This window comes from Paenibacillus sp. FSL H3-0321 (assembly GCF_038002865.1).
Classification (GTDB): domain Bacteria; phylum Bacillota; class Bacilli; order Paenibacillales; family Paenibacillaceae; genus Paenibacillus_AQ.
Window position 1 is genome coordinate 7,725,085 of sequence record NZ_JBBODH010000001.1, and the last position, 23,543, is coordinate 7,748,627.

The 23,543-nt window shown below is 50.8% G+C and carries 18 protein-coding genes; 15 read left to right on the plus strand and 3 right to left on the minus strand.

The window, feature by feature from the left end; all coding sequences use genetic code 11:
• The first annotated feature begins 91 nt into the window (after positions 1–91).
• From fdhF to hydF, 7 genes are read left to right on the plus strand one after another with little or no spacing between them, the layout of a single operon-like run.
• The gene (fdhF, locus tag MHI45_RS34265) at positions 92–2,236 is read left to right on the plus strand and encodes a formate dehydrogenase subunit alpha (RefSeq protein ID WP_076109233.1); all 2,145 of its coding nucleotides are present in this window, start codon (positions 92–94) and stop codon (positions 2,234–2,236) included.
• On the plus strand, positions 2,233–2,823 hold the full coding sequence (locus MHI45_RS34270) for a 4Fe-4S dicluster domain-containing protein (protein WP_076109234.1): 591 nt from the start codon (positions 2,233–2,235) through the stop codon (positions 2,821–2,823). Before fdhF ends, MHI45_RS34270 begins: the two co-directional genes overlap by 4 nt.
• A 32-nt stretch (positions 2,824–2,855) precedes the next feature.
• The gene (locus MHI45_RS34275) at positions 2,856–4,253 is read left to right on the plus strand and encodes a [FeFe] hydrogenase, group A (protein ID WP_076109235.1); all 1,398 of its coding nucleotides are present in this window, start codon (positions 2,856–2,858) and stop codon (positions 4,251–4,253) included.
• Positions 4,250–4,834 carry a 4Fe-4S dicluster domain-containing protein gene (locus MHI45_RS34280; RefSeq protein ID WP_076109236.1) on the plus strand — a complete coding sequence of 195 codons (585 nt, stop codon included), beginning with the start codon at positions 4,250–4,252 and terminating at the stop codon, positions 4,832–4,834. The genes MHI45_RS34275 and MHI45_RS34280 overlap by 4 nt, the downstream gene beginning before the upstream one ends.
• Positions 4,835–4,861: 27 nt before the next feature.
• Entirely contained in the window at positions 4,862–5,902 is a 1,041-nt protein-coding gene (gene moaA, locus MHI45_RS34285) for a GTP 3',8-cyclase MoaA (protein WP_256718028.1), read from the plus strand.
• Between the two features lie 22 nt (positions 5,903–5,924).
• Positions 5,925–7,331, plus strand: a complete 1,407-nt coding sequence (locus MHI45_RS34290) for an aspartate ammonia-lyase (RefSeq protein WP_076109399.1) — start codon at positions 5,925–5,927, stop codon at positions 7,329–7,331.
• Positions 7,332–7,360: 29 nt separating this feature from the next.
• The gene (hydF, locus tag MHI45_RS34295; protein ID WP_076109238.1) at positions 7,361–8,629 is read left to right on the plus strand and encodes a [FeFe] hydrogenase H-cluster maturation GTPase HydF; all 1,269 of its coding nucleotides are present in this window, start codon (positions 7,361–7,363) and stop codon (positions 8,627–8,629) included.
• A gap of 87 nt (positions 8,630–8,716) precedes the next feature.
• Here the strand turns inward: hydF and hydG are convergent, their stop codons facing one another.
• The 3 genes from hydG to fdhD form a co-directional block, all read right to left on the minus strand.
• Complete coding sequence (gene hydG / locus MHI45_RS34300) at positions 8,717–10,132, minus strand: [FeFe] hydrogenase H-cluster radical SAM maturase HydG (RefSeq protein WP_076109239.1); 1,416 nt, start codon at positions 10,130–10,132, stop codon at positions 8,717–8,719.
• Positions 10,133–10,232: 100 nt separating this feature from the next.
• Positions 10,233–11,309 carry a [FeFe] hydrogenase H-cluster radical SAM maturase HydE gene (hydE, locus tag MHI45_RS34305; RefSeq protein WP_076109240.1) on the minus strand — a complete coding sequence of 359 codons (1,077 nt, stop codon included), beginning with the start codon at positions 11,307–11,309 and terminating at the stop codon, positions 10,233–10,235.
• Between the two features lie 121 nt (positions 11,310–11,430).
• Positions 11,431–12,186 carry a formate dehydrogenase accessory sulfurtransferase FdhD gene (gene fdhD, locus MHI45_RS34310; protein ID WP_144024241.1) on the minus strand — a complete coding sequence of 252 codons (756 nt, stop codon included), beginning with the start codon at positions 12,184–12,186 and terminating at the stop codon, positions 11,431–11,433.
• Positions 12,187–12,455: 269 nt separating this feature from the next.
• Here fdhD and smc point away from each other — a divergent pair, with 269 nt between their 5' ends.
• From smc to MHI45_RS34350, 8 genes are all read left to right on the plus strand, one after another.
• Complete coding sequence (gene smc, locus MHI45_RS34315) at positions 12,456–16,025, plus strand: chromosome segregation protein SMC (RefSeq protein WP_076109242.1); 3,570 nt, start codon at positions 12,456–12,458, stop codon at positions 16,023–16,025.
• Between the two features lie 67 nt (positions 16,026–16,092).
• On the plus strand, positions 16,093–17,091 hold the full coding sequence (gene ftsY, locus MHI45_RS34320; protein WP_076109243.1) for a signal recognition particle-docking protein FtsY: 999 nt from the start codon (positions 16,093–16,095) through the stop codon (positions 17,089–17,091).
• Positions 17,092–17,576: 485 nt separating this feature from the next.
• Positions 17,577–19,040 (plus strand): circularly permuted type 2 ATP-grasp protein, encoded by a 1,464-nt coding sequence (locus MHI45_RS34325; RefSeq protein WP_076109244.1) that lies wholly within the window; start codon positions 17,577–17,579, stop codon positions 19,038–19,040.
• 67 nt (positions 19,041–19,107) lie between these two features.
• On the plus strand, positions 19,108–20,061 hold the full coding sequence (locus tag MHI45_RS34330) for an alpha-E domain-containing protein (protein WP_076109245.1): 954 nt from the start codon (positions 19,108–19,110) through the stop codon (positions 20,059–20,061).
• A complete protein-coding gene (locus MHI45_RS34335) occupies positions 20,058–20,924 on the plus strand; it encodes a transglutaminase family protein (protein ID WP_038591251.1) in 867 nt (288 codons plus the stop codon). Before MHI45_RS34330 ends, MHI45_RS34335 begins: the two co-directional genes overlap by 4 nt.
• 207 nt (positions 20,925–21,131) lie before the next feature.
• Complete coding sequence (locus tag MHI45_RS34340; RefSeq protein WP_038591254.1) at positions 21,132–21,941, plus strand: SDR family oxidoreductase; 810 nt, start codon at positions 21,132–21,134, stop codon at positions 21,939–21,941.
• Positions 21,942–22,231: 290 nt separating this feature from the next.
• Positions 22,232–22,576 (plus strand): DUF1801 domain-containing protein, encoded by a 345-nt coding sequence (locus MHI45_RS34345; protein WP_076109246.1) that lies wholly within the window; start codon positions 22,232–22,234, stop codon positions 22,574–22,576.
• 136 nt (positions 22,577–22,712) lie between these two features.
• Positions 22,713–23,537 (plus strand): DUF2087 domain-containing protein, encoded by an 825-nt coding sequence (locus MHI45_RS34350; protein ID WP_081965812.1) that lies wholly within the window; start codon positions 22,713–22,715, stop codon positions 23,535–23,537.
• Positions 23,538–23,543: the final 6 nt, after the last annotated feature.

The following is a 23,543-nucleotide window of genomic DNA, read 5'->3' on the forward strand; positions in this document are numbered from 1 at the left end:
AGTACATTGTGTATTTCTGATTATACCTTGTATTGGCTTATTTTTTTGTTGCTATAATTGTGCAAAAAATCACAAACAGAGGTGAGGAACTATGGAGAATAAAGTGCTGACTGTATGTCCGTATTGCGGAAGTGGTTGTCAGATGAATTTACTTGTTGAGGAGGGGAAAATCGTAGGCGCTGAACCAGCGTATGGAAGAACAAACGAAGGGAACCTGTGCCTGAAGGGTCATTATGGATGGGATTTTCTGAATGATCCGCAGATTCTTACCGCCCGTATCCGCAAGCCGATGATTCGTAAGGCAGGGACACTGGCAGAGGTACCCTGGGAAGAAGCCATTCAGTATACAGCCGAGAAACTAACAGCAATCAAGGAAAAGTATGGACCGGATGCAATCATGGGAACCGGTTCAGCCCGTGGCCCGGGAAATGAAGCCAATTATGTCATGCAAAAATTTATGCGCGCTGTTATCGGAACCAATAATGTTGACCATTGCGCTAGGGTATGTCACGGGCCGTCCGTAGCTGGGCTTACCTATTCGCTAGGGGATGGCGCAATGTCTAACTCAATTCCTGAAATTGAGGACACGGATCTGTTGTTTATTTTTGGATACAATGCAGCGGTTACCCATCCCATTGTGGCAAGAAGAATTGTTAGTGCAAAGCAGAAGGGCGCAACGATCATCGTAACCGATCCCCGCAAGACGGAGTCGGCCCGCATTGCAGATACATGGCTGCCCCTTAAGGGCGGCACGAACATGGCGCTTGTCAATGCCTTTGGTCATGTGTTAATTGCTGAGGAGTTATACGACAAGCAGTATGTTGAGAAATATGTGGAAGGTTTTGCGGAATATAAAGCCAGTGTACAGAAATATACACCTGAATATGCGGAGAGCATTACAGGTGTGCAAGCGGCTGAGATCCGCAAAGTAATGCGGCAATATGCGAGTGCGAACAAGGCGATGATCCTGTACGGTATGGGGGTATGTCAATTTGCCCAAGCCGTGGACGTTGTAAAGGGTCTGGCTTCACTGGCGCTTCTTACCGGCAACTTTGGCAGACCTGGCGTCGGGATTGGTCCGGTCCGCGGCCAAAATAATGTACAGGGTTCCTGCGATATGGGGGCATTGCCGAATGTCTATCCGGGATACCAGTCTGTTACGGATGACAAGATCCGTAAAAAATTCGAAAAGGCCTGGGGAGTGGCTTTGCCTCGCAAAATCGGGTATCGGATTACCGAAATTCCTCATCTCGTTCTAAAGGAAGACAAGGTGAAGGCCTATTATATTTTTGGCGAAGATCCGGTTCAGAGCGATCCGAATGCTTCAGAAGTGAGGGAGACGCTGGATAAATTAGAATTTGTAATTGTCCAGGACATCTTCATGAACAAGACGGCCCTGCATGCGGATGTAATTTTGCCGGCCACCTCCTGGGGTGAGCATGACGGGGTCTACTCCTCAGCCGACCGAGGATTCCAACGGATCAGAAAGGCCATCGAGCCTCCGGGTGAAGTAAAGCCCGATTGGCAAATTATCAGCGAGCTTGCCACGGCGATGGGTTACCCGATGTCCTACCGGAACACGGAAGAAATATGGGATGAAATGAGGGGGCTCTCCCCGTCGTTTGCCGGAGCCAGTTATCGGAAGATGGAAGAACAGGGCAGTGTTCAGTGGCCATGCCCGTCTGAAGATCATCCGGGCACACCGTATTTATATGAAGGGAACCGGTTTACCACTTCCAGCGGCAAAGGACAGCTATTTGCCTGTGAATGGAGGGCTCCGCTGGAGCAGCCGGATCAGGAATATCCGTTGTCCTTGTCCACAGTGCGTGAGGTAGGGCATTATTCGGTTCGGACGATGACCGGCAACTGCCGTGCCCTCAGTCAACTGTCGGATGAGCCTGGTTTCATCCAGATGAGCCCGGCGGACGGATCAAGCTTAGGGATTGAAGACGGCCAGCTTGTACATGTTGTATCCCGCCGAGGCAGAGTGTTAGCCCGGGCACAGATCAGCAACCGTGTCAAAACCGGGGCCACCTATATGACTTACCATTTCTGGATTGGAGCCTGCAATGAACTGACGGGTGACTATCTGGACCCGGTCTCCAAAACCCCGGAATACAAGTATTGTGCGGTCCGCATCGAGAAAATTGCAGATCAACTACGCGCGGAACAACAGGTTCAGCAGGAATATGAGGCGCTCAGAGCGCAGATGCATGTGGAGGCGAGACCGGTATGAATAATTTACAGCCGAATCCGTTTGTCATTGCCGAAGCGGGCAAATGTATTGGCTGCAAGGCGTGTGAACTGGCATGTTTCGCAGTTCATAACGATCACAATGGGGTTGGGGCGGCTGTGGGTACAGTAACGGTACCGGTTATTCCCCGCCTGCATGTCATTCGAACAGAGAGCTTCACACTGCCGGTTCAATGCCGCCAGTGTGAGAATGCGCCCTGTGCGGAAGCCTGTCCGGTTCAGGCGATCCGGCAGGAGGAGGGGACGATAGTTATTCATGAAGAGAGCTGCATAGGCTGCAAAGGATGTGCGATGGCTTGTCCGTTTGGTGCCATCAGTTTGTATAAAGCATACAGCAACGGCAAGGTAGTCCCGCAGATCCAACTGAAGGAGCGGCAGGACAGTACGATGGAACGTAAGGCCAAAGTGATCGCCTATAAATGTGATTTATGCCGGACCAGGGACCATAAGGACGGAGCTATGGGAAACGTTCCGGCTTGTGTAGAGGTCTGTCCGGTAGAGGCACTGTCACTGGTTCATCCGGATACCAGTGTATCCAGGTCGCGCACAGCAGCGGCCATGCGACTGTAATACCACTTCAATTCAGAAAAGAAGGTTGTACTATGTCGTATAAGGATCCAATCATTCATATTGACGAACAATTATGTACCGGCTGCAGACGTTGCGCGGCTGTATGTCCTGTGGACGCCATTATCGGCGAACCGGGCTACCCGCAGACTATTGATGCTCATCTCTGCGTCGTTTGTGGACAGTGTGTGCAGATCTGTACCGCTTATGCTGCAGACAACGAGTCGACGACAGCCTTACGAGCGGTAAAGTTACAGGAAAGAGGGCAGCTTCCCAACGTGCGTGAGCCTTTGTTCGCTGCTTATTCGTCAGGGGATATCCAGAAGGTTAAAGCTGTTCTGGCTGATCCGAGACGGTTCAAGGTGGTGCAGTGCGCTCCTGCGATCCGGGTATCTCTGGCGGAGGAGTTTGGGCTGCCCTTTGGCACTTTAACCCCGGGGAAAATGGCGGCAGCGCTGAGACGGCTGAAGTTTGACCGGATTTATGATACGAATTTTGCTGCGGACGTGACGATTATGGAAGAGGGCTCAGAGCTGATTGGCAGAGTGATGTCTGGAGAGCGGCTGCCAATGTTCACCTCCTGCTGCCCGGCCTGGGTGAAGCATGCGGAGACGGCAGCACCGGAGCTGCTGGAGCATTTGTCCAGCTGCAAGTCCCCGATGCAAATGGGTGGAGCCTTGTTCAAGACCTACGGAGCGGAGCTGGATGGAATTGCACCTTCGGATATTTTCAGCGTCGCGGTTATGCCCTGTACCTGTAAAAAATTTGAATGCAGCAGAGAAGAAATGAGTGTGGATGGGTGCCGTGAAGTGGATCTCGTCATTACTACAAGGGAACTGGCGTGCTTAATCAAGGATCAAGGCATCGATTTCATTCATCTTCCCGACGAGCCGTTTGATTCACCGCTGGGCAAATACTCTGGAGCAGGCTCGATCTTCGGCGTCACAGGCGGTGTGATGGAAGCTGCGATACGAACGGGGTATGAACTGATCACCCATGAGCAGATTCCCAATCTGCAATTGGATTTTGTCAGGGGAGAGGAAGGCATCCGGACCGCAGAAGTTCAGATTGGCGATTTGGAGCTCAAAGTGGCAGTTGTTGCTGGACTGAAATATGTGGATGCTGTTCTGGCAAAAGTTGCAGAGGGCACCTGCCCGTATCATTTCATTGAAGTGATGGCTTGTCCCGAAGGCTGTGTCAGCGGCGGGGGACAGCCTAAGCTGCTGTTGGAAACGCAGCGGAAAATTGCTTATCAGGCCAGAAAGAGCGCCGTCTACCGCCACGACTCTCATCAGAAGGTCCGCAAATCCCATGAGAATCCAGATATTATCAAATTATATAAGGACTTCTTAGGGGAACCGTTAGGCCATACTTCACATCATTTGCTGCATACCAAATTTGTTGACAGAAGTCTTAAGGAGGAGATGTCATGAACCGGTTTGTCATTGCCGATCCCGATAAATGTATAGGTTGCCATACTTGTGAAGTGGCCTGCGTAGTTGCACATGCCGGGAATAATATGTTCCTTCAGGAAGAGAGCGGGGCTGACTTCAATCCACGGTTGACTGTCGTCGAGACCGATGAAGTTACCGCACCGGTGCAGTGCAGACATTGTGAGGATGCTCCTTGTGCCAATGTGTGCCCGAATGGCTCCATTACGAGCAAAAACAACAGCATATTCATCAATCAGGATAGCTGCATTGGTTGCAAAACCTGTATGCTGGTATGCCCTTATGGGGCGATTACAATGGTTACGGCACATAAGAGTGGTCAAAAGCAACTTCAATCCGGGCTTCGTTCCAATACATCGGGTTCATGGAGCCGCAAGGAGAGAATTGTGGCGAACAAATGTGATTTGTGTGAAGACAGCGGCAAGGGCCCGGAATGTGTGCGGGTATGCCCCACAAATGCACTCCAATTCATCGTTCCAAGCCAGATTGAGGATTCTATTTCCCGGAAAAGACTGGCCAGTGCGCAGTCATTACAGCAGTTCGGCGGTTTTTCGCGCCTCTAATTCAGTCACTATAACGCAGAAAGCAAGGTGGAGCGTTTGTCCGATATCTTGGTTGATCACTTTGGTCGTTTACATAATTATGTGCGTATCTCCGTTACTGAGCGCTGCAACTTGGGCTGTCAGTATTGCAATCCGGGCAGAGTAGAAAAGGCTGTGGAGGGTAACCCGCTTACCTTTGACGAAATTGAACGGATGGTAAGGGTACTCGCTGAGATGGGGGTAACCAAGGTGCGTCTTACCGGAGGAGAACCGTTGATGCGTCCGAACCTGGAAGAACTGGTGGCCAGGTTAAGGGCCATCTCCGGGATCGAACGTGTCGGTCTGACCACGAATGGACTGCTGCTCGCCCCCAAAGTGCAGAAGCTGCGTGATGCCGGGCTTACCGATCTCAACGTCAGCCTGGATTCTCTAATTCCAGAACGCTATTCCAGAATCACTGGGGGCGGTGATGTCAGCAAGGTGTTGCATGCTTTAGCAGCTGGTTTTAAGGCTGGCTTCGAGGTACTGAAGCTGAATATGGTCTTGATGAAAGGTGTAAACGATGATGAAATTGAATCCTTTCTGCAGCTGACTCAGAAATATCCGCTGCACGTCCGCTTTATTGAATATATGCCCATGGGTCATGATATCAACGGATGGGAGGCGGGATATATGCCTTTGGATAGAATACTGGAGCGGTGTGCTAAGGCTGGTTTTAGTCTTGAAGCAGGTCCGGACCCGGGCAGGACAACTGATGAGCCGGCTGAAAAAGCAGCAGATTCCGGCCCGGCCCGTTATTTTCGCATCCAAGGTGCGGCAGGGCAATTTGGCTTGATTCATCCGGTCAGCCAGCATTTTTGTAATTCGTGTAACCGGCTGCGTATTACAGCAAATGGTCACGTTAAGCCGTGCCTCTTCTGGAACGAAGAGCTGTATATCCGGCCTTACATCGGACAATCAGAGCTGCTGAAGCAATTATTCCTGCGCGCCTTGGAGGCCAAACCTGGCCAGCATATAATGATGGACCAACCGGGCATCAAGCCATCCCTGAAGGCCACAATGCGCCTGATGTCGCAAATTGGGGGGTGAAAAACAATTGAACGACGATCCAATGTTTCGGGTGGAATCGGATGCTTTAGGGAGTGAAGCGGTTCCCAGTGGGGCTTATTATGGAATTCACGCGGTAAGGGCGCGGGATAATTTTGCGGTCAGCGGCCGTCCGGTGAATCCGCGGATCACGCGGGCCATAGTAATGGTGAAGAAAGCGGCAGCCAAAGTAAATGGCAGGCAAGGGGATATTTCCGAACAGGTGGCTGCGGGTATTCTATCCGCTTGCGATGAAATTCTGCAAGGCCAGATGGATAAACACTTTATTGTGGATGCGTATCAGGGCGGAGCGGGAACGAGTACGAACATGAACGTTAACGAGGTGATAGCCAATCTGGCCATCGAAAAACTTGGTGGGCATAAAGGGGATTACCGGCTGATCCATCCGATAGATCATGTGAATCTCTATCAATCTACCAATGACGTGTATCCCACTGCCATGCGAATTGCGATGATTCCGCTGCTTCGCTCACTTAGTGAAGAGTTCGCCTCTCTTCAGGAGGCCCTGCAGGAGAAGGAGCGGGAATACGCCGATGTGTTAAGGTTAGGACGGACGCAACTCATGGACGCACTGCCTATTATGGCTGGACAAAGCTTTGGTGCTTATGCCAAGGCGGTTGCACGGGACCGGTGGCGGCTGTACAAGGCGGAGGAACGGCTGCGGGAGATTAACCTTGGAGGAACGGCAGTGGGCACAGGAATGAATGCCCCCCTTGCTTATATTTATGCCATTGCAGAAGAGCTGCGGGAACTAACCGGAATGGGGCTGTGCCGCAGCGATTTTCCGATGGATGGCACACAGAATATGGATGTGTTTGTGGAGGTTTCAGGTTTGCTCAAAGCCGCTGCGGTGAACTTGCTGAAGATATCCGGCGATTTCCGGCTGCTTAATGCCGGGCCCTCCGGCGGAATTGCAGAATACATCCTGCCGCCTATGCAGGTAGGTTCTTCGATCCTGCCCGGTAAAATGAACCCGGTCATCGCAGAGATGGCCGGGTCAGTCGCTATGAAAGTGATCTCCAATGATACAGCAGTCACTTTGGCGGCGGCCAGCGGACAGCTGGAGCTGAATGCCTTTGCCCCTTTAATCGCAGAATCTCTGCTTGAATCTCTTGAAATTCTTACCCAGGCTGTACGGCTCTTTCATGAGCGATGCGTGCGTGGGTTGAAAGTCGATACTGCGCATTGTCTCGAGCATTTGGAACGCTCCGGCGTCATGGCTGCCGCAGCAGTGATGTATCTGGGTTATGACGCCGCAGCTGAACTGGCTACGTCTGCGGCGGCCTCGGGCCGGCCGTTAAAAGAGATTTTGCTGGAACAAGGACTGATGACGAAAAAGCAGATCGATGCCATTCTGCACCCGCTGGAGGTTACCAAACCAGGCATCCCTGGAAGATTAAGAGATTTATAAAGGTTCTAGGATAAGAAGGAGCGCATGTTATGAGCTTAAATGATACCCCGCGTGGAGAACGAATGCACATTGCAGTCTTTGGCCGGCGTAATGCCGGGAAATCCAGTGTGATTAACGCTTTAGGCGGTCAGGAGACGTCCATTGTTTCTCCGGTAAGCGGGACAACGACAGATCCGGTTTATCAACCGATGGAGCTGCTGCCGGTGGGACCGGTAGTGCTCATTGATACCGCCGGATTGGATGATAGCGGAAGTTTGGGCGAACAGCGGATTCGCAAAACAAATCAGGTTCTGAGCAAAACCGATCTGGCGTTGCTGGTGATAGACGCTGTCCAAGGAGTAAGCGAATTTGAGCACAATCTTTTACAGAACCTGTCTTTCAAGAAGATTCCGGTCATTCTACTATTGAACAAAGTAGACTTGCTCGAAGAACATGGTAACGGTGAGGAACACACTGTAGTGGCGGCAAAGGCAAAGGTAGAAGACCAGCTTCATTTGAAGCCAATGCTATTCAGTGCTCTCAGGAATACTGGGATCACGGATCTAAAAGCTGCAATCGTCCGGGAGCTGCCGAGGGACGAAGACCGGTTCCGGCTAGTGGGAGACCTGTTGAATCCCGGAGACTTGGCTGTTCTGGTAGTGCCGATCGATAAGGCAGCACCCAAAGGAAGACTGATTCTGCCCCAGCAGCAGACCATTCGTGACATCATGGAATGTGATGCAGTTGCTGTTGTCACCAAGGAACAGGAGCTTGGACACACGCTCAAGACGCTGGGGCGCAAGCCAAATGTGGTCATCACGGATTCACAGGCATTTCTTAAGGTTCAGGCAGATACCCCAAAGGATATCCCGCTCACGTCCTTTTCCATATTGTTTGCCAGGTACAAGGGGGATCTTCCTCAGCTTGTGCGCGGGGTTCGCGCTATTGGTCGTTTGCAGGACGGAGACCGGGTGCTCATTGCGGAAGCCTGCACGCATCACCGGCAATCCGATGATATTGCTTCCGTGAAGATTCCCCGCTGGCTGCGGGAACTGACAGGCAGGCAGCTTCAAATTGAACATGCCGCAGGCAGCGATTTCCCTGCAGGACTCGGCGGTTATTCACTGATCATTCACTGCGGAGCGTGTATGTTGAACCGCAGGGCGATGCTGGGGAGGCTTGAAGAGGCGGAACATGCGGGTGTTCCAATTGTGAATTATGGTGTATTTATTGCCTACGTGCAGGGGGTGTTCCCAAGAGCCATCGAAATGTTTCCGTCTGCAATGCTGGCCTGGGAGGAGGGGGCATATAACCATTAATGCGTATATTAAAGCGGGGGTGTTCCAAAAGCCATCTGAATGGCTGCTGGAACATCCCTTTTTGTGACAGCGTACATTGGGTGCGGCCTAAAACCGTAGATCTCGTTCGCCGTTATGGATACGCTGAAGTTGCTTTAGGGTCGCTTTTTTGACCGATTCCTTGGGAATGCGCTCCAGATTGTCATGAATCGTCTGCTCTCCAATGGCCCGCATCTCCTCATCGGCGTAATCCAGCAGGTATTCCTGAAACGTCATCAGGGAGTTCGGCTGACAGACATTATGGATTTGGCCGGATTTGGCCAGCTGCATGAAACGGTCTCCCGTGCGGCCTTCCCGGTAACAGGCGGTGCAGTAACTCGGCACATAGCCGTCCTGGCAGAGATTTTTGATGATTTCCATAGGGGAGCGGTGATCGCCTACCATGAATTGCGGTTTGTCATCTTTATCTTTGTTCACACTGTATGCGCCAACACCTGTGGCGGAGCCTGCGCTGATCTGGGAAATGCCCAGTTTGATTATCTGATCACGAAATTCAGCGTCTTCGCGTGTAGAGAGTATCATTCCTGTATAGGGAACGGCTATTCGCAGAACGGCGACGATTTTGGCGAAATCCGGATCGCTGACCAAGTAAGGGTAACTGTCCAGGTTCACATTCTCCGCTTCGCGCAGGCGGGGGACGGAAATCGTATGCGGTCCGCAGCCATAGGCCTGTTCCAGATGCTCGGCATGTTTTAACATGGCTATCGTTTCATATTTATAATCATAGAGCCCATACAGAACACCAATACCAACATCCTCGATTCCGGCTTTCATGGCCCTGTCCATGGCGGTCGTATGCCAATCATAATCACTTTTGGGTCCTTGCGGATGGTATTGCTTGTAACTAGGTCTATGATAAGTCTCCTGAAATAAAATATAAGTTCCAATTCCCGCCTCAGCCAGCTTGATGTAGTCATCGAATGTGGTTGCAGCGATATTGACATTGATCCGGCGGATACTGCCATTGTCCAGCTTCGTATCGTAAATGGTCTTTATGCAGTCGAGAATATAATCGATGGAACAATTGCGGGGATCCTCACCAGCTTCCAGCACAAGCCGTTTGTGTCCCAGAGACTGCAGAACGTTAACTTCCTGGGCAATTTCATCTGAGGTTAAGCGGCTGCGTGTGAATTCAGAATTGGAATGTTTGTAACCGCAGTACACGCAATTATTGACACAGTAGTTGCTGACATAGAGCGGTGCGAACAATACAATCCGGTTGCCGTAGATCCGTTCCTTGATATCTCTGGATACCTGATAAATCTCATTCAGTGTTTCCTGATCTTCCACATTTAAGAGGACAGCTGCTTCTTGTGAGGTCAGTCCTTTACATTGTCTGGCTTTCTCGAGAATTGCGGACACCTTGGCCCGATCCGATCCGGCATTTTCTCCAAATCGCAGCGCTTCTTTGATCTCTTCGTCCTGAATGAAATCCGCCGGACGACTTTCATTTACTCGGCTCACGAATATCCACTTCTTTCTGGGTTCATTATTAGATTGACAAGCAGACTTGGACTCTTCCAACTCGATTGCGAGATGACAACAGGCTGATTCGGTGGCTTCCTTACAATGGAACATGCTGTGCAGAAGAACGGGATAGATGATTCAGACTATCTCCCCGGCCCATATCCACATGGAATCCGGCAGCTTCAATCCGCTGTTCCAGGCAGAATCTGCATTGGGCGGATTCATCACCCAGACAGATTTTGTTGTTGTAGAGCGTATATTGGGCTCGTACAGTCAAAGGAGAGAGATTAGGCATGACCACATTAGCGCCTGCTTGCAACGCCAGCTCCCGCCCGTTCGGGTGAGCGGTTCCCATGGCTGTTGTAGCAGGGATTAGGGCATTCGGCACGAAGAGCCGGGCAAGAGCAATCATATCCAGTGTATCTATTACTGTTCCGGCTGGCTCGTCCTTTAAGGGTGTGGCCTGATGCGGCAAAAAAGGGCCAATGCCGATCATATCCGGTTCAAGCGCCTTAAGATACAGCAGGTCTTCAGCCAAATCCCCGGGCGTTTGGCCTGGTAAACCAACCATAAAGCCTGCACCCACCTGATAGCCGAGGGACTTGAGAGCCTCCAACCGATTCCGGCGGCTGTCAAAGGTCATGGTCGGGTGCAGGGCTTGGTACAGCTTACGGGAGGCCGTCTCATGGCGCAGCAAGTAACGGTCAGCTCCGGCCGCGAGCAGTGTAGCGTAAGTCTCATCATCCCGTTCACCAATCGACAGTGTTACCGCGGTATCCGGATAGAGTGTTTTGATGCGCATAATGAGCTCAGCCAGCTTCTCAGTGGTATACCAGTCGTCTTCTCCGCTCTGCAGAACAAAGGTACGATAGCCCAGCTCATACCCTTCCCGGCAGCATTCCAAGATTTCTTCAGGTTGGAGCCGATAGCGGCTGACCGTCTTATTGCCGGAACGTATGCCGCAATACAGGCAATTCTGTTTGCAAATATTGGAGAATTCGATCAGCCCACGCAAAAATACACGGTCGCCATAACGTTCCATTCTTTTCAGATGGGCCAGGTGATGAAGCCGCTTTTTTAGATTTTGGTCCGGGTTCCTCAGTACGGTAATGATCTCTTGAGCTTCCAGTGATTCTTCTTCATATAATCGATCCAGCAATTGTTCCGTTGACATCACTCCCTATCCTGGAGGGGATTAATCATATAACCAAAAAATAACAATTGCGAAGCTCTAGAAAAAATTGTAACAAAAGTAAAAATAGAGAACAGTGAGTTTTGTGCTTGAATTTTGAGGTTCAAGGAGGGGGGAAAGCGGGACAACCGGAGATACGATCCGGACGGGTATACACATTACATGAATTCTGACGAATGAAACCAACGGTGGTGATTCCCAACTGTTCCGCCAGCTCAAGTGCTAGTCCGGTGGGGGCAGATTTGGACAAAATCATTTCACAGCCTATTTTGGCTACTTTCAATAAGATTTCAGAAGAGATCCGTCCGCTGAAAACAACAATTTTGTCATTGAGTTTCAAATGTTGCTTCAGGCAGTAGCCGTAAATTTTGTCCAGTGCATTATGACGCCCAATGTCGCTGCGGGCCAGCAGCACCCCGCCGGCATCGCAAATTGCAGCAGAATGGACGCCACCGGTGCGGTGGAACAGCTCTGATCCGGTTTGCACTTCCTCCATTAAGCGGAAACAATCGTCGAAAGAAAGTGACACATGTACTCCGTCCGCAATTTTGGCCGTTCTGGCATCATTAATGTAGACGAAGCCATGCCGGCTAGACCCGCAGCAGGAAGTTACATATCGCTTGGCGAACAGCTGACGGTGTAATGGGCTTAAATGGTCTATAGTTACGTGGACGAAACCTTCTTCTTCCTGACTCCAAATCGCCTTGATATCCTGGAACCCTCTAATGATTCCTTCGGATGCCAAATAACCGATAACCATGTCCTCGATATATTCAGGCGTGCATACCAAAGTGACGAATTCATCACCGTTTATTTTGATTGTGACCGGATGCTCCGTAACGATAAGATCTTCCTCCATCGTGATATGGCCACTGCGGTAACGTATAATTTCCCCATGCCGCTCGGATCCGAGTTCCAATGCAATCACCCTTTTTCGTTAGAAATTGAATATCTCAACATTTCCTTAAATGATAAATAATACCATCTAAAAACACACCCTTACTACATCACTTTTCCTAAAAAGTGTCAATTTAATATCTCACATACAGCCTTTGCGTTCTTCATGAATCAGAGCTATTTTAGGAGTTGAACGCTATGGTATAATGGGTCAGAGGTGATAGGCGAGTTATGTTTTTGAAACGGATTGAATTAGCGGGCTTTAAATCATTTGCCGACAAAACGGAAATGGAATTTGTACGCGGCATAACGGCCGTCGTTGGCCCGAACGGCAGCGGCAAAAGCAATATTTCCGACGGCATCCGCTGGGTGCTCGGTGAACAGAGCGCCAAATCGCTGCGCGGCGGCAAGATGGAGGATATTATCTTTGCCGGAAGTGACGCACGCAAAGCCGTGAATTACGGTGAGGTGTCGCTCACGCTGGATAATGAGGATCACGTCCTGCCGCTCGATTTCAGCGAAGTTACAGTAACACGCCGTGTGCACCGCAGCGGTGAAAGTGAATATTTAATCAATAAGCAGGCCTGCAGGCTGAAGGATATCACAGAGCTGTTTATGGATACCGGCATCGGACGCGAGGCTTATTCGATTATCGGACAAGGCCGGATTGAAGAAATTCTGAGTACGCGTTCCGAGGATCGCCGCGGTATTTTTGAAGAGGCCTCAGGTATTGTTAAGTATAAATCACGCAAAAAAGATGCGGGCCGCAAGCTGGACGAAACCGAGCAGAATCTGCTCCGGATTCATGATTTGATCAGCGAGCTGGAGGATCAGGTAGGCCCGCTCAAGGATCAATCGGAGAAGGCCATCCGCTATAAGGAGCTGCGCGAGCAGCTGAAACAGCTGGAAATCTCCGTGTACGTGCACCAGATAGAAGGCATTCATACCGCCTGGAAGGAAGGTAATGCCCGGCTTGAAACGCTGCAGGTCGAACAGCTTGAGCTGTCCACTGTCGTTTCGGCTCATGACGCCAAGCTGGAGAGCGGGCGCTCTGAGCTTCGAGCGCTGGAGGCACAGGTAGAACAGCTGCAGGAACAGCTGCTTCGTTACAGTGAAGCGAATGAGAAAAGTGAAGGTTACGGCGAAGTGCTGAAGGAGCGCAAGCGCAACCTGGAGAACAACCGCGAGCAATTGATGCTTACACTGGGCTCGGTAGGAGAGCGCTCAGAGGGTAGACAACGCGAGCTGGCAGAGCTGGAGCATAAGCTGCAGCAGTCAAGACAGGCTCTGGAGGAGCTGCGCGCTCAACTGGCAGATGAGGAAGTCCGGCTGGAAGGAGTGGCTGGCGGGATTAGCCAAAGCAAGGAAGAGAAGCTGAAAAGCGCCTTGCTTGAGCTGATGAACCTGATGGCCCAGGCCCGTAACGAAATTCGATACGCGGATCAGCAGAAGGAAGCCTTGGAGCGGCGGATGAGCCGCAGCGTTGAGGAAAGCGGCAAATGGGTCGCGCGGCTCGCGGAGCTGTCTGCTTCGCAGAAGGGTCTGAAGGATACCATTGCTACACTCGGCAAAGAGATTGGAACGCTGCGCGGCGCCTACATCACGGAGAGCGAGCAGACCAGCAAACGCCAGAAGCTGCTGGAGGAAACGCAGAGCGGACTCCGTAAATGGGAACAGAAGCGCGAAGCCCAGGTTTCCCGGCATGAGACGATGAAGGAAATGCAGGATGATTTTGACGGATTTATGCTTGGAGTCAAAGAGGTCCTTAAGGGAGCGCGCAAAGGCCAGCTAAGCGGTGTGCACGGTGCAGTAGCGGAGCTGATCTCCGTGCCGGAACGGCTGGAGCTGGCTGTGGAAACAGCGTTAGGCGCATCGCTTCAGCATGTGGTTATGGATAATGAAGCCGTCTCCCGTCAAGCGATTACCTTCCTGAAGCAGCGCCAGCTGGGACGGGCTACATTTCTGCCGCTGGATGTCATCCGGCCCCGGCAGATTACCGGCAGCGACCGCAGTATGGTGGAAGGTGCGGAAGGATTTGTCGGCATCGGCAGTGATCTGGTCGGTTATGAGGACAAATATGCAAGCATTGTCGGCAGCTTGCTCGGAAATGTCGTTATTGCAGAAAGTCTGGAACAGGCTAACCGGATCGCCGCCAAATGCCAATACCGCTACCGTGTAGTTACGCTGGAAGGCGATGTTGTCAATGCCGGCGGTTCGATGACCGGGGGCAGTCAGCATAAGAAGAATAACAGCCTGCTGAGCCGTAAACGCCAGCTCGACCAGCTGTTCGGTGAAATTGAAGAAAGCGAACGCCAGATTGCCAAGCTGAAGCAAGGCATTGCCAAACTTCGGGAGGAGCAGGAGAACGCTGCGAAGAAGCTGGAGCAGCTGCGCCATGACGGTGACGAGAAACGTCTGGAGGAGCAACGGGTCTCCGGTGATTTGAAGCAGCTGGAACAGGAACTGCGCCATGTTCAGGAGCAGGTGGATGGTGCGGGTGCCGAACGCAGCGGCTTTGAGAGTGAAGTCCGCAGTCTGGACGAGAGCCGCAATCAGGCGGTTGCCGAGCTTGCAAGGCTGGAGAAAGAAGAGAAGGATTCCCATGAGGCCATCCGCAATGCCGAATCGGAGCGTAAGGCGAGTGAAACGGCAAAGGAAGAGCTGCAGGGTAAGCTGACCGGCATGAAGGTAAGTGAGGGTAAGCTGGACCAGGAGATTTTCTCACTGGAGGAACAGCTAAGACGCATGAGGCAAGACGCCGGATCGCAGGATAAAGAGCTGCGCCAGAGCCGCAGTCTGCTTATGACCATCGAGAAGGATCTCGAAGAGAATTCACGCGAAGCGGTCAAACAGAAGGAAGATCTGAACAACTACCGCCTGAAGAAAGAAGAGACGGCGGGTACGCTTGATTTAGCGCGTGCTGAACGGGCGGCGTTAACCCGCAAGCTGGAGCTCGCCGAAGGTGAAACCAAAGACCAGCGGCAGGCTTTAAAGGCCGTGGAGGACAAGCTGCGTTCCACAGAGGTAGCTGTAGGACGGCTTGATGTTGAGCTTGACAACATTCTCCGTAAACTGAGCGATGATTACGAGCTGAGTTATGAACTGGCGAAGCAGCGTTATCCGGTTCCCGAGGATGTGCCGGCCGCACAGCTGGAGGTGCAGCGTCTGAAGCGCAGTATATCTGCGCTTGGCGAAGTGAACCTGGGGGCCATCGAGGAGTATCAGCGGGTGCATGAACGTTATACTTTCCTCAGCGGCCAGAAGGATGATCTGGTGGAGGCCAAGACAACGCTTTACCTTGTCATTCATGAGATGGAAGAAGAGATGTCCAAACGCTTCAAGCAGACCTTCGATGCCATCCGCCGTGAATTCGGCACGGTTTTCTCAAAGCTGTTCGGCGGCGGACGGGCGGACCTCATGCTGCTTGATCCCGAGCATATGCTCGACACAGGCATAGATATTGTCGCCCAGCCTCCCGGCAAGAAACTGCAGAATCTGCAGTTGTTGTCAGGCGGTGAACGCGCATTGACCGCTATGGCACTGCTGTTCGCCATCCTGCAGGTCAAACCGGTGCCTTTCTGTGTGCTGGATGAGGTGGAAGCGGCACTGGATGAAGCGAACGTAGTCCGCTTTGCCCAGTATCTGCGCGAGTTCTCGGAGCAGACACAGTTTATCGTGGTTACCCACCGCAAAGGAACCATGGAGGAAGCGGATGTGCTGTATGGTGTAACGATGGAAGAAGGCGGCGTATCGAAGCTTGTCTCGGTAAAGCTGGAGGATGAGGAAGCGGAGATTGCCTAAATGAAAGCATTGTATTTCGGAAATGAACCGGGGAATCTGGTGTCTTAACGATAAGAGGAGGAAGAGTATGAGTTTTTTTAAGAAACTGAAAGAAAGTATTTCCGGTAAAACCGAAACGGTTACCAAACAGTTCCGCGACGGTCTGGAGAAGACCCGCAAGGGTTTCGTTGAGAAGGTATCCGACCTCATCATCCGCCGTAAAAAAATAGATGAAGAGTTTTATGAGGAACTGGAAGAGATTCTGATCGGTGCCGATGTTGGGGTAAATACGGTAATGTCACTTGTTGAAGAGCTTCGGGCTGAAGTGAAGCAGAAACGGATTGAGGATGCCTCGGAGCTGCAGCCGATTCTCTCCCGCAAACTGATGGAGCTGCTGCGCGGTGATGACGACAACAGTCTGAAAGAGAATCCGGACGGAATCACCGTTATTCTGTTCGTCGGCGTAAACGGTGTCGGCAAGACAACAACAATCGGCAAGCTGGCACACCGCTACAAACAGGAGGGTAAAAAGGTTCTTCTCGCCGCAGGCGATACCTTCCGGGCTGGAGCGATTGAGCAGCTTGAGGTCTGGGGCCAACGGGCCGGTGTTGACGTCATTAAGCAGCAGGCGGGCTCTGACCCGGCTGCAGTGATGTTCGATGCGGTGCAGGCAGCCAAGCAGCGGAATGTGGATGTGCTGATATGCGACACGGCGGGAAGACTGCAGAACAAGAGCAACCTGATGGAAGAGCTGAACAAAATCTTCCGGGTCATTCAGCGTGAAATTCCCAGCGCTCCGCATGAGGTGCTGATGGTGCTGGATGCGACTACCGGCCAGAATGCCTTGACGCAGGCGAAGCTTTTTGGTGAAAAAAGTGGCGTTACCGGCCTGGTGCTGACCAAGCTGGACGGGACCGCCAAAGGCGGAATTGTTGTGGCGATCCGCCAGGAAATGAATCTGCCGGTGAAGCTGGTTGGACTGGGTGAGAAAATGGAGGATTTGCAGCCATTTGATTCCGGACAGTTCGTCCATGCGCTGTTCGCCGGGATGATCTCTGATGAAGAACAGAAGGAGCCGCAGGAGTAACTCGCCGCAGGCGCTTCAAACGAGGATGAACTGTGATTACCATAAAAGCCCTGCAGAACGGTTCACGTTCTGCAGGGCTTTTGTCATGACCGATTGCGTGAAAAAACAACTGCCAACAGGTTTTTTTGTGAAAAAGCTGTCCATCTTTAAATAGAAGGAACGGGTGCTTTTACATTTGGATGTTTATATTAAAAAAACATTATATGAAAAATTCATAATAGTACTGCTTGTCAACTCACCTGCATACAATTCAATGTATAAATCACATTTGTGCTCCCGAAAAACTAAACTCATGAGAAAGGAAGCGATTCCACTGATTATGTATGGAGTATAAACTCCATTTTGTTGTTATATATATTGACATGAACAATATTATTTACGTATTATGAAAGTAGTATTTAATATTTTCATACTTAATTTTTGAAATGCAAGCCTGTTTGTCAACAAACTTCACACATTATATTGATCCGAAAGGAGTCGGGCTCATGTCCAAACTTGATCCTTTGCCCGGTCTGTCTCCGTATCCGCTGCAGCATTTCTATGATGAAATGTATGCCGATGAACGGAGCATCCGTCCTCATTACAGACATGTGAACCGCATGTTTTCCGGGATGAGCCCTGAAGAGCTGCAAGGTAAGCAGAAGCTGCTGCAGCGCCGGATGATGGAAGAAGGTATAACCTTTACGCTGTACAACCCGGCACAGGATCATGCGATGGAACGAACGATTCCTTTCGATATGGTTCCGCGGATTATCCCCAAGGGGGAATGGGAGAGGCTTGAGGCTGGCATTGTCCAGCGGATCACGGCTTTGAACCTGTTCATCCATGATATTTACCACGAGCAATACATTGTAAAAGACGGGATTGTCCCGCGCCGCATGATTATCTCCAACTGTTATTTCCGGCCGGAGATGGCGGGACTGCGAGTCCCCGGCGGTGCTTATGTCACTACCTCCGGCATTGACCTGATCCGACATCATGACGGAGAGTATTATGTGCTCGAAGACAACCTGCGTACTCCTTCCGGCTTTTCCTACCTGTTTAAAGGCAGATCACTCATGAATCAGCTTTTCCCCGAATTGTCTTTTGCCAGCTCCATCCGGGATGTGGATCACAGCTTAAACCGTTTTCTGTCTGTACTGCGGAGTTTATCTCCGTCGAGGACCAAAGATCCGGTTATTGCGCTTTTGACCCCGGGAGAATATAACTCCGCTTATTATGAACATGCTTTCCTGGCACAACAGATGGGCATTCATCTTGTAGAAGGCCGTGATCTGGTGGCCCAGGACCACAAAATTTATCTGAAAGAAATGAATGGGCTGCGCCGTGTAGATGTGTTATACCGCCGTTTGGATGATGACTATATCGATCCGCTGGCGTTCCAGCCCAGCTCCCTGCTTGGTGTCGCCGGACTGATGAATGCTTACAGGGCAGGCAACATTGCCATTGCCAATGCACCGGGAACCGGAGTAGCCGATGACAAAGCCATGTATGTCTATGTTCCAGATATGATCCGGTATTACCTCAATGAAGAGCCAATTCTGGGCAATGTCCCCACCTACCTGTTATCACGTCCGCAGGAACGCCAGTATGTGCTCGATAATCTTGCGGAGATGGTCGTGAAAGAGACCTCACTCTCCGGCGGCTATGGCATGCTGATTGGAAGTGAAGCTAGCAAGGAGGAACTGGTTGATTTCCGGCTCAAGATCCTCGCTGACCCTGCCCGTTACATCGCCCAGCCGATTATGTCGCTGTCGAGAGCGCCGGTATTGTCAGGAGGGACAATGGCTCCGCGTCATATTGATCTCCGTGCATTCGTGCTCATGGGTGCGGACCGCAAGCCGCATGTGATTCCCGGAGGGTTAACCCGGGTTGCCATGAAGGAAGGGTCGCTGGTCGTGAATTCTTCACAAGGCGGCGGGGTCAAGGATACCTGGGTAATGGCCTGAGGGAAATGCATATTGCTTCTGGATCATAAAATGCCGAATCACTATGTTAGATGAGGGAGTGGCGAGGATGCTGAATCGTAATGCGGAGGCTTTGTTTTGGATCGGCCGGTATATTGAACGGGCAGAGAATCATGCGCGGCTTATCGATGTGCATTATCATATTCAACAGGAAGAGGACTTCCAGGAGGAAGGACATAAATGGTCGAGGCTGATTGATGCGCTCGGGGTCAGAAATGAATACCTGCGGCAATTTGACAGCTTTTCGGAACAGGATGTATTGTCCTTCATTACGCTGGATCTGGGCAATTCCAATTCGTTATTCTCCTGTGTTCATCAAGCGCGCAATAATCTGCGCACTCTGCGTCAGCATTTGCCAAGTGAGCTGTGGGATATTGCCAACGGTTTTAATCTGTGGCTCGCAGAGCAGTCGGTAGCGGATATTATGCGGGGGCCGCATCATTTCTATCAGCAGGTTAAAGAACGGGCGGCGATGTTCCTCGGGGCAGAGCAGTCTGTCATGCTGAGGGGAAATGAATGGCATTTTATTGAGAGCGGCCGCTTTCTGGAACGGGCAGAGAACACGACACGGATTCTGCAGGCGGTCACTGTACAGTGCAAGTCTAAGGATATCAACGCGATTTATACCCAGCTTCAGGCGGTGCTGAAATCCGTGAGCGGATATCAATCCTTCCGAAGGTATTATGCAGATGCCATGTCGCCGGAGAGTATTCTGGAGTTCCTCATTGTGAATGCCTCTTTTCCGCGTTCGATCCGCTTTTCATTTCATAAATTGGAGGAGCATTTAGCCAAGCTCGAGCTGGATACTTCTGAGAAGGGCTCTGGGCATGAGAAGGTCATTCGCCAGGCCGGAAAGATCAAAGCAGAGCTGGATTATATGGAGAAAGAAGAAATGTCCGGCGATCTCGTCGAGGATGTGCTGCATTCGCTGATGTTATCATGCCAGAGACTGGGCAAAACGATGGAAGGCGCCTTTTTTCGCCGCGAAGGAGTGCGGGTATGAAAATTCAGATCCATCATACGACCACCTACAGCTATCCCGAGCCGGTTACGGACAGTGTCAATGAAATCCGGCTGACGCCGCGCACGAATTACCGCCAGTCCTGCTACCATCATGAGGTTGAGGTGTTTCCCCCAGCCAATTTGCTGACTTACGAGGATTTCTTCGGCAACCGGGTTCATGCTTATTCCGTGAATAAGCCGCATACGGAGATGGTCATCCATACCAAGGCGACCGTAGTGACTTTAGATAAAGCACAGGGTAACGATCTGCCGCATCTTCCGCTGGAAGAGCAGGTGAGACTGCTCAATGATGAGAAATTCCAGAACCGGTATGTTGAGTTCATCTTGCCGACGCGTTATACGGAAGTGACTCCTGAGCTGGTTGAATTTGCTTCACAGCATCCCTTTGACGAAGCCGATGATATGTACGAGTGGACCAAAAAGCTGTCATCGACCATCTACGAGCAATTTACGTATGATCCCGAGGCTACCAGTGTGAACACGACTGTGAAAAAAGCATTAAAGCTGAAGCGCGGCGTCTGCCAGGACTACGCACACTTGATGATTGCGGTCTGCCGCAGTGTCGGTCTGCCTTCCAGATATGTTAGCGGGTATCATTTTGTCGGTGATTTGCAGGGAGCTAATGCCAATTTCGAGCAGGCTTCGCATGCCTGGGTGGAGACGCATATTCCCGGCACGGGCTGGCTTGGTTTTGATCCCACCAATAACGTGGAAGTAAGCTGGCGTTACATCAAACTTGGGCATGGCCGGGATTACAAGGATATTGTACCGGTCAAAGGTGTCTACCGCGGAGTATCGGGTACGCTCACCGTGAAGGTGGATGTCCGTCAGCTGGGAAACTAAATGTACAGAATCCAGGCCCCACATTGTGGGGCTTAGTTTTGTATCTAAATGAGATAACCGGGTCACATCCTCTTGTTTTGTGCATCTTTAGTGCAACTTGCTGCTTGGTTTGCACAAATTTTGCATAACCTGATTATAATCAAGGCCGATTTGGGTAATCTTGAAACAGAGCCACTTGGATGGACGAATCGGAAGGAGAGTGTACATATGAGCCCAAATATAGCTAAAAAGCAGCGTTTTCTTGGAAAAACAGCCATAATCACAGGTGCGGGCTCGGGAATCGGCAGAGCGACGGCGATTCAAATGGCGCGCGAAGGTGCAAATGTAGCCTTGTTTGATCTGGTGAATGAGCGTACTTCGATCCTGGAGCAGAAGCTGAACAAGCTCCGTAAGGATTGTGCACTGGCCATTGACGTAGACACCTCGGATGAGGAACGGATGAAAGAAGCAGTGCGCAGGACCGTTGAGCATTTCGGAGGTCTTGATGTTGTGTTCGCCAATGCTGGAATCAACGGAGCTGTGGGTCCGATTGAGGAACTCAGCCTTAGTGATTGGGAACGTACTATATCGGTCAATCTGACCGGAACCTTCCTGACGCTGAAGTACAGCATTCCCCATCTGAAGGATAAAGGGAAAGGCAGCATCATTATCACCAGCTCGATTAACGGCAACAGCAGATTCGCCAGCTTCGGCTGGTCCCCATACAGCACAACTAAAGCCGGTCAGGTAGCCTTTGCCAAGATGGCGGCACTGGAGTTGGCCAAGTTCAAAATCCGGGTCAATGTAATCTGTCCGGGTGCGATTTCCACCAATATTGATGAGAGCACGGAATTTAATGAGGATATGGAAGCTATCGTGATTCCGATTGAATTTCCGGAAGGGGCACAGCCACTCGCGGATGGACCGGGCAAGCCGGAAAATGTAGCGGATCTGGTTGCTTTCCTAGCCTCGGATGAATCCATTCATATAACGGGTGCGCAGATTGTGATCGACGGTGCAGAATCCCTGTTGTCCTAACCCATAACGCAGCGGGTGATACATCATCTGCTTCCCAGCAAACAGCCTTAGCCGGTGATCAGATCAATGATCAGGGTTGAGGCTGTTTGCTGTGTTTTTCTTGTTGTAAACATACAGGTTATGGTAACATTTCAGCTAAAGGGCCTGGGCTGACCCGGACTCATAAGTATTATTATGCTATACAATGGCTCTACCCTGTGGTGCGGGCGCTTTTCCCTAAATATGCGGTTTCACTAAAAGAGAGCAGTAGGTTAAGCATTAAATAATCTATCACAGAAAAAGGTGATCCTATGAATCAAGAGGTGACAGATTTCATTAACACTGTCCAACAGCCATGGCAAAATGAGCTGTGTAATCAACTCCGCCAGTTGGTTCATGATTCCATTCCGGAGGTACAGGAGCGTATTCAATACGGCAAACCGCATTTTCTTAAAAACGGCAAATATGCTGCGGTTATTACCACCGCTAAGGGTTGGGTGACCTTTTCCATCTTCAATGCAGCAGAATTGGAAGCTCCTGACGGATTGTTCGAAGCCGGAAAACCGGAAAGAAGAACAGCCAAGCTGCTTGAAGGCAAACCGGTTGATTATGAGCTGCTGGGTGCATTGCTGAAACAAGCATCGGCTACACTCTAGGGTAGTTCATAGAATCGGATGCTGAACAATAAAAGGAATGAAACACTGCCGAAAGGTGGTGTTTTTTATTTTTTCACAAGAACAAAAACTAAACAATCTAATTAGATAGTTGTAAAATAACAAACAAAATGATAATATGTCTATATTAAATAAAGCGGATTGGGTGATTGAGTTGCCGGAAGGAAAGGGTTCAGTCAGTATTTCGGAAAAATTCTGGAATGCCTCGATTGAGGAGTTAAAGCAAGGTTATATTTTTGAGACGCGGGACCGTTCAGGAATCTATACCTGTCTGGTATGCGGTGAAGAATATGAGAAGGGTATTATCTATAAGAATGACAACCATTACTATGAGGCAGAGAAATATGCTGCGCTTCATGTGGCCAATGTTCATGGCACCATGTTTAATTGGCTGCTCGGAATGGATAAGAAACTTATAGGGCTGACGGATCTGCAGAAAGGGTTGCTGCTTGCATTTCATCAGAGCCTCAGTGACGGGGAGGTTGCCAAGGAGCTAGGAATCGGCAGTACTTCCACGGTGCGGAATCACCGGTTCACACTGCGTGAGAAGGTCAAGCAAGCCAAATTGTTTCTTGCCGTCATGGAGCTGGCTGAGGAGAAACCGGGTGTTTCTTCACCATTTGTAAGTATCCCGCGCTCCGCTTCCATGATCGATGAACGTTTTGCGATTACGGAAGAGGAGAATGCCGAGATCCTTGGGACTTATTTTAAGGAGGGACTGGATGGCCCGTTATCCGAATTTCCCAAGAAGCAGAAGCGGAAAGCCGCCATTCTTCGCCAGCTGATTAAGAGGTTTGCCGCCGGCCGCAAATACAGTGAGAAAGAGGTTAACGCCATTCTGGGTGAAGCCTTCCCTGATCATGTCACACTGCGGCGCTATCTAATTGATTATGGCCTGCTGGACCGCGAGGATGATGGCAGCAGCTACTGGGTTAAATTATAGAGCCTG

Coding starts and splice junctions, on each gene's coding strand:
- fdhF (WP_076109233.1), top strand. CDS start 92: ATGGAGAATAAAGTGCTGACTGTATGTCCGTATTGCGGAAGTGGTTGT.
- MHI45_RS34270 (WP_076109234.1), top strand. CDS start 2,233: ATGAATAATTTACAGCCGAATCCGTTTGTCATTGCCGAAGCGGGCAAA.
- MHI45_RS34275 (WP_076109235.1), top strand. CDS start 2,856: ATGTCGTATAAGGATCCAATCATTCATATTGACGAACAATTATGTACC.
- MHI45_RS34280 (WP_076109236.1), top strand. CDS start 4,250: ATGAACCGGTTTGTCATTGCCGATCCCGATAAATGTATAGGTTGCCAT.
- MHI45_RS34290 (WP_076109399.1), top strand. CDS start 5,925: ATGTTTCGGGTGGAATCGGATGCTTTAGGGAGTGAAGCGGTTCCCAGT.
- hydF (WP_076109238.1), top strand. CDS start 7,361: ATGAGCTTAAATGATACCCCGCGTGGAGAACGAATGCACATTGCAGTC.
- hydE (WP_076109240.1), bottom strand. CDS start 11,309: ATGTCAACGGAACAATTGCTGGATCGATTATATGAAGAAGAATCACTG.
- fdhD (WP_144024241.1), bottom strand. CDS start 12,186: ATGGAGGAAGATCTTATCGTTACGGAGCATCCGGTCACAATCAAAATA.
- smc (WP_076109242.1), top strand. CDS start 12,456: ATGTTTTTGAAACGGATTGAATTAGCGGGCTTTAAATCATTTGCCGAC.
- ftsY (WP_076109243.1), top strand. CDS start 16,093: ATGAGTTTTTTTAAGAAACTGAAAGAAAGTATTTCCGGTAAAACCGAA.
- MHI45_RS34325 (WP_076109244.1), top strand. CDS start 17,577: ATGTCCAAACTTGATCCTTTGCCCGGTCTGTCTCCGTATCCGCTGCAG.
- MHI45_RS34330 (WP_076109245.1), top strand. CDS start 19,108: ATGCTGAATCGTAATGCGGAGGCTTTGTTTTGGATCGGCCGGTATATT.
- MHI45_RS34335 (WP_038591251.1), top strand. CDS start 20,058: ATGAAAATTCAGATCCATCATACGACCACCTACAGCTATCCCGAGCCG.
- MHI45_RS34340 (WP_038591254.1), top strand. CDS start 21,132: ATGAGCCCAAATATAGCTAAAAAGCAGCGTTTTCTTGGAAAAACAGCC.
- MHI45_RS34345 (WP_076109246.1), top strand. CDS start 22,232: ATGAATCAAGAGGTGACAGATTTCATTAACACTGTCCAACAGCCATGG.
- MHI45_RS34350 (WP_081965812.1), top strand. CDS start 22,713: ATGTCTATATTAAATAAAGCGGATTGGGTGATTGAGTTGCCGGAAGGA.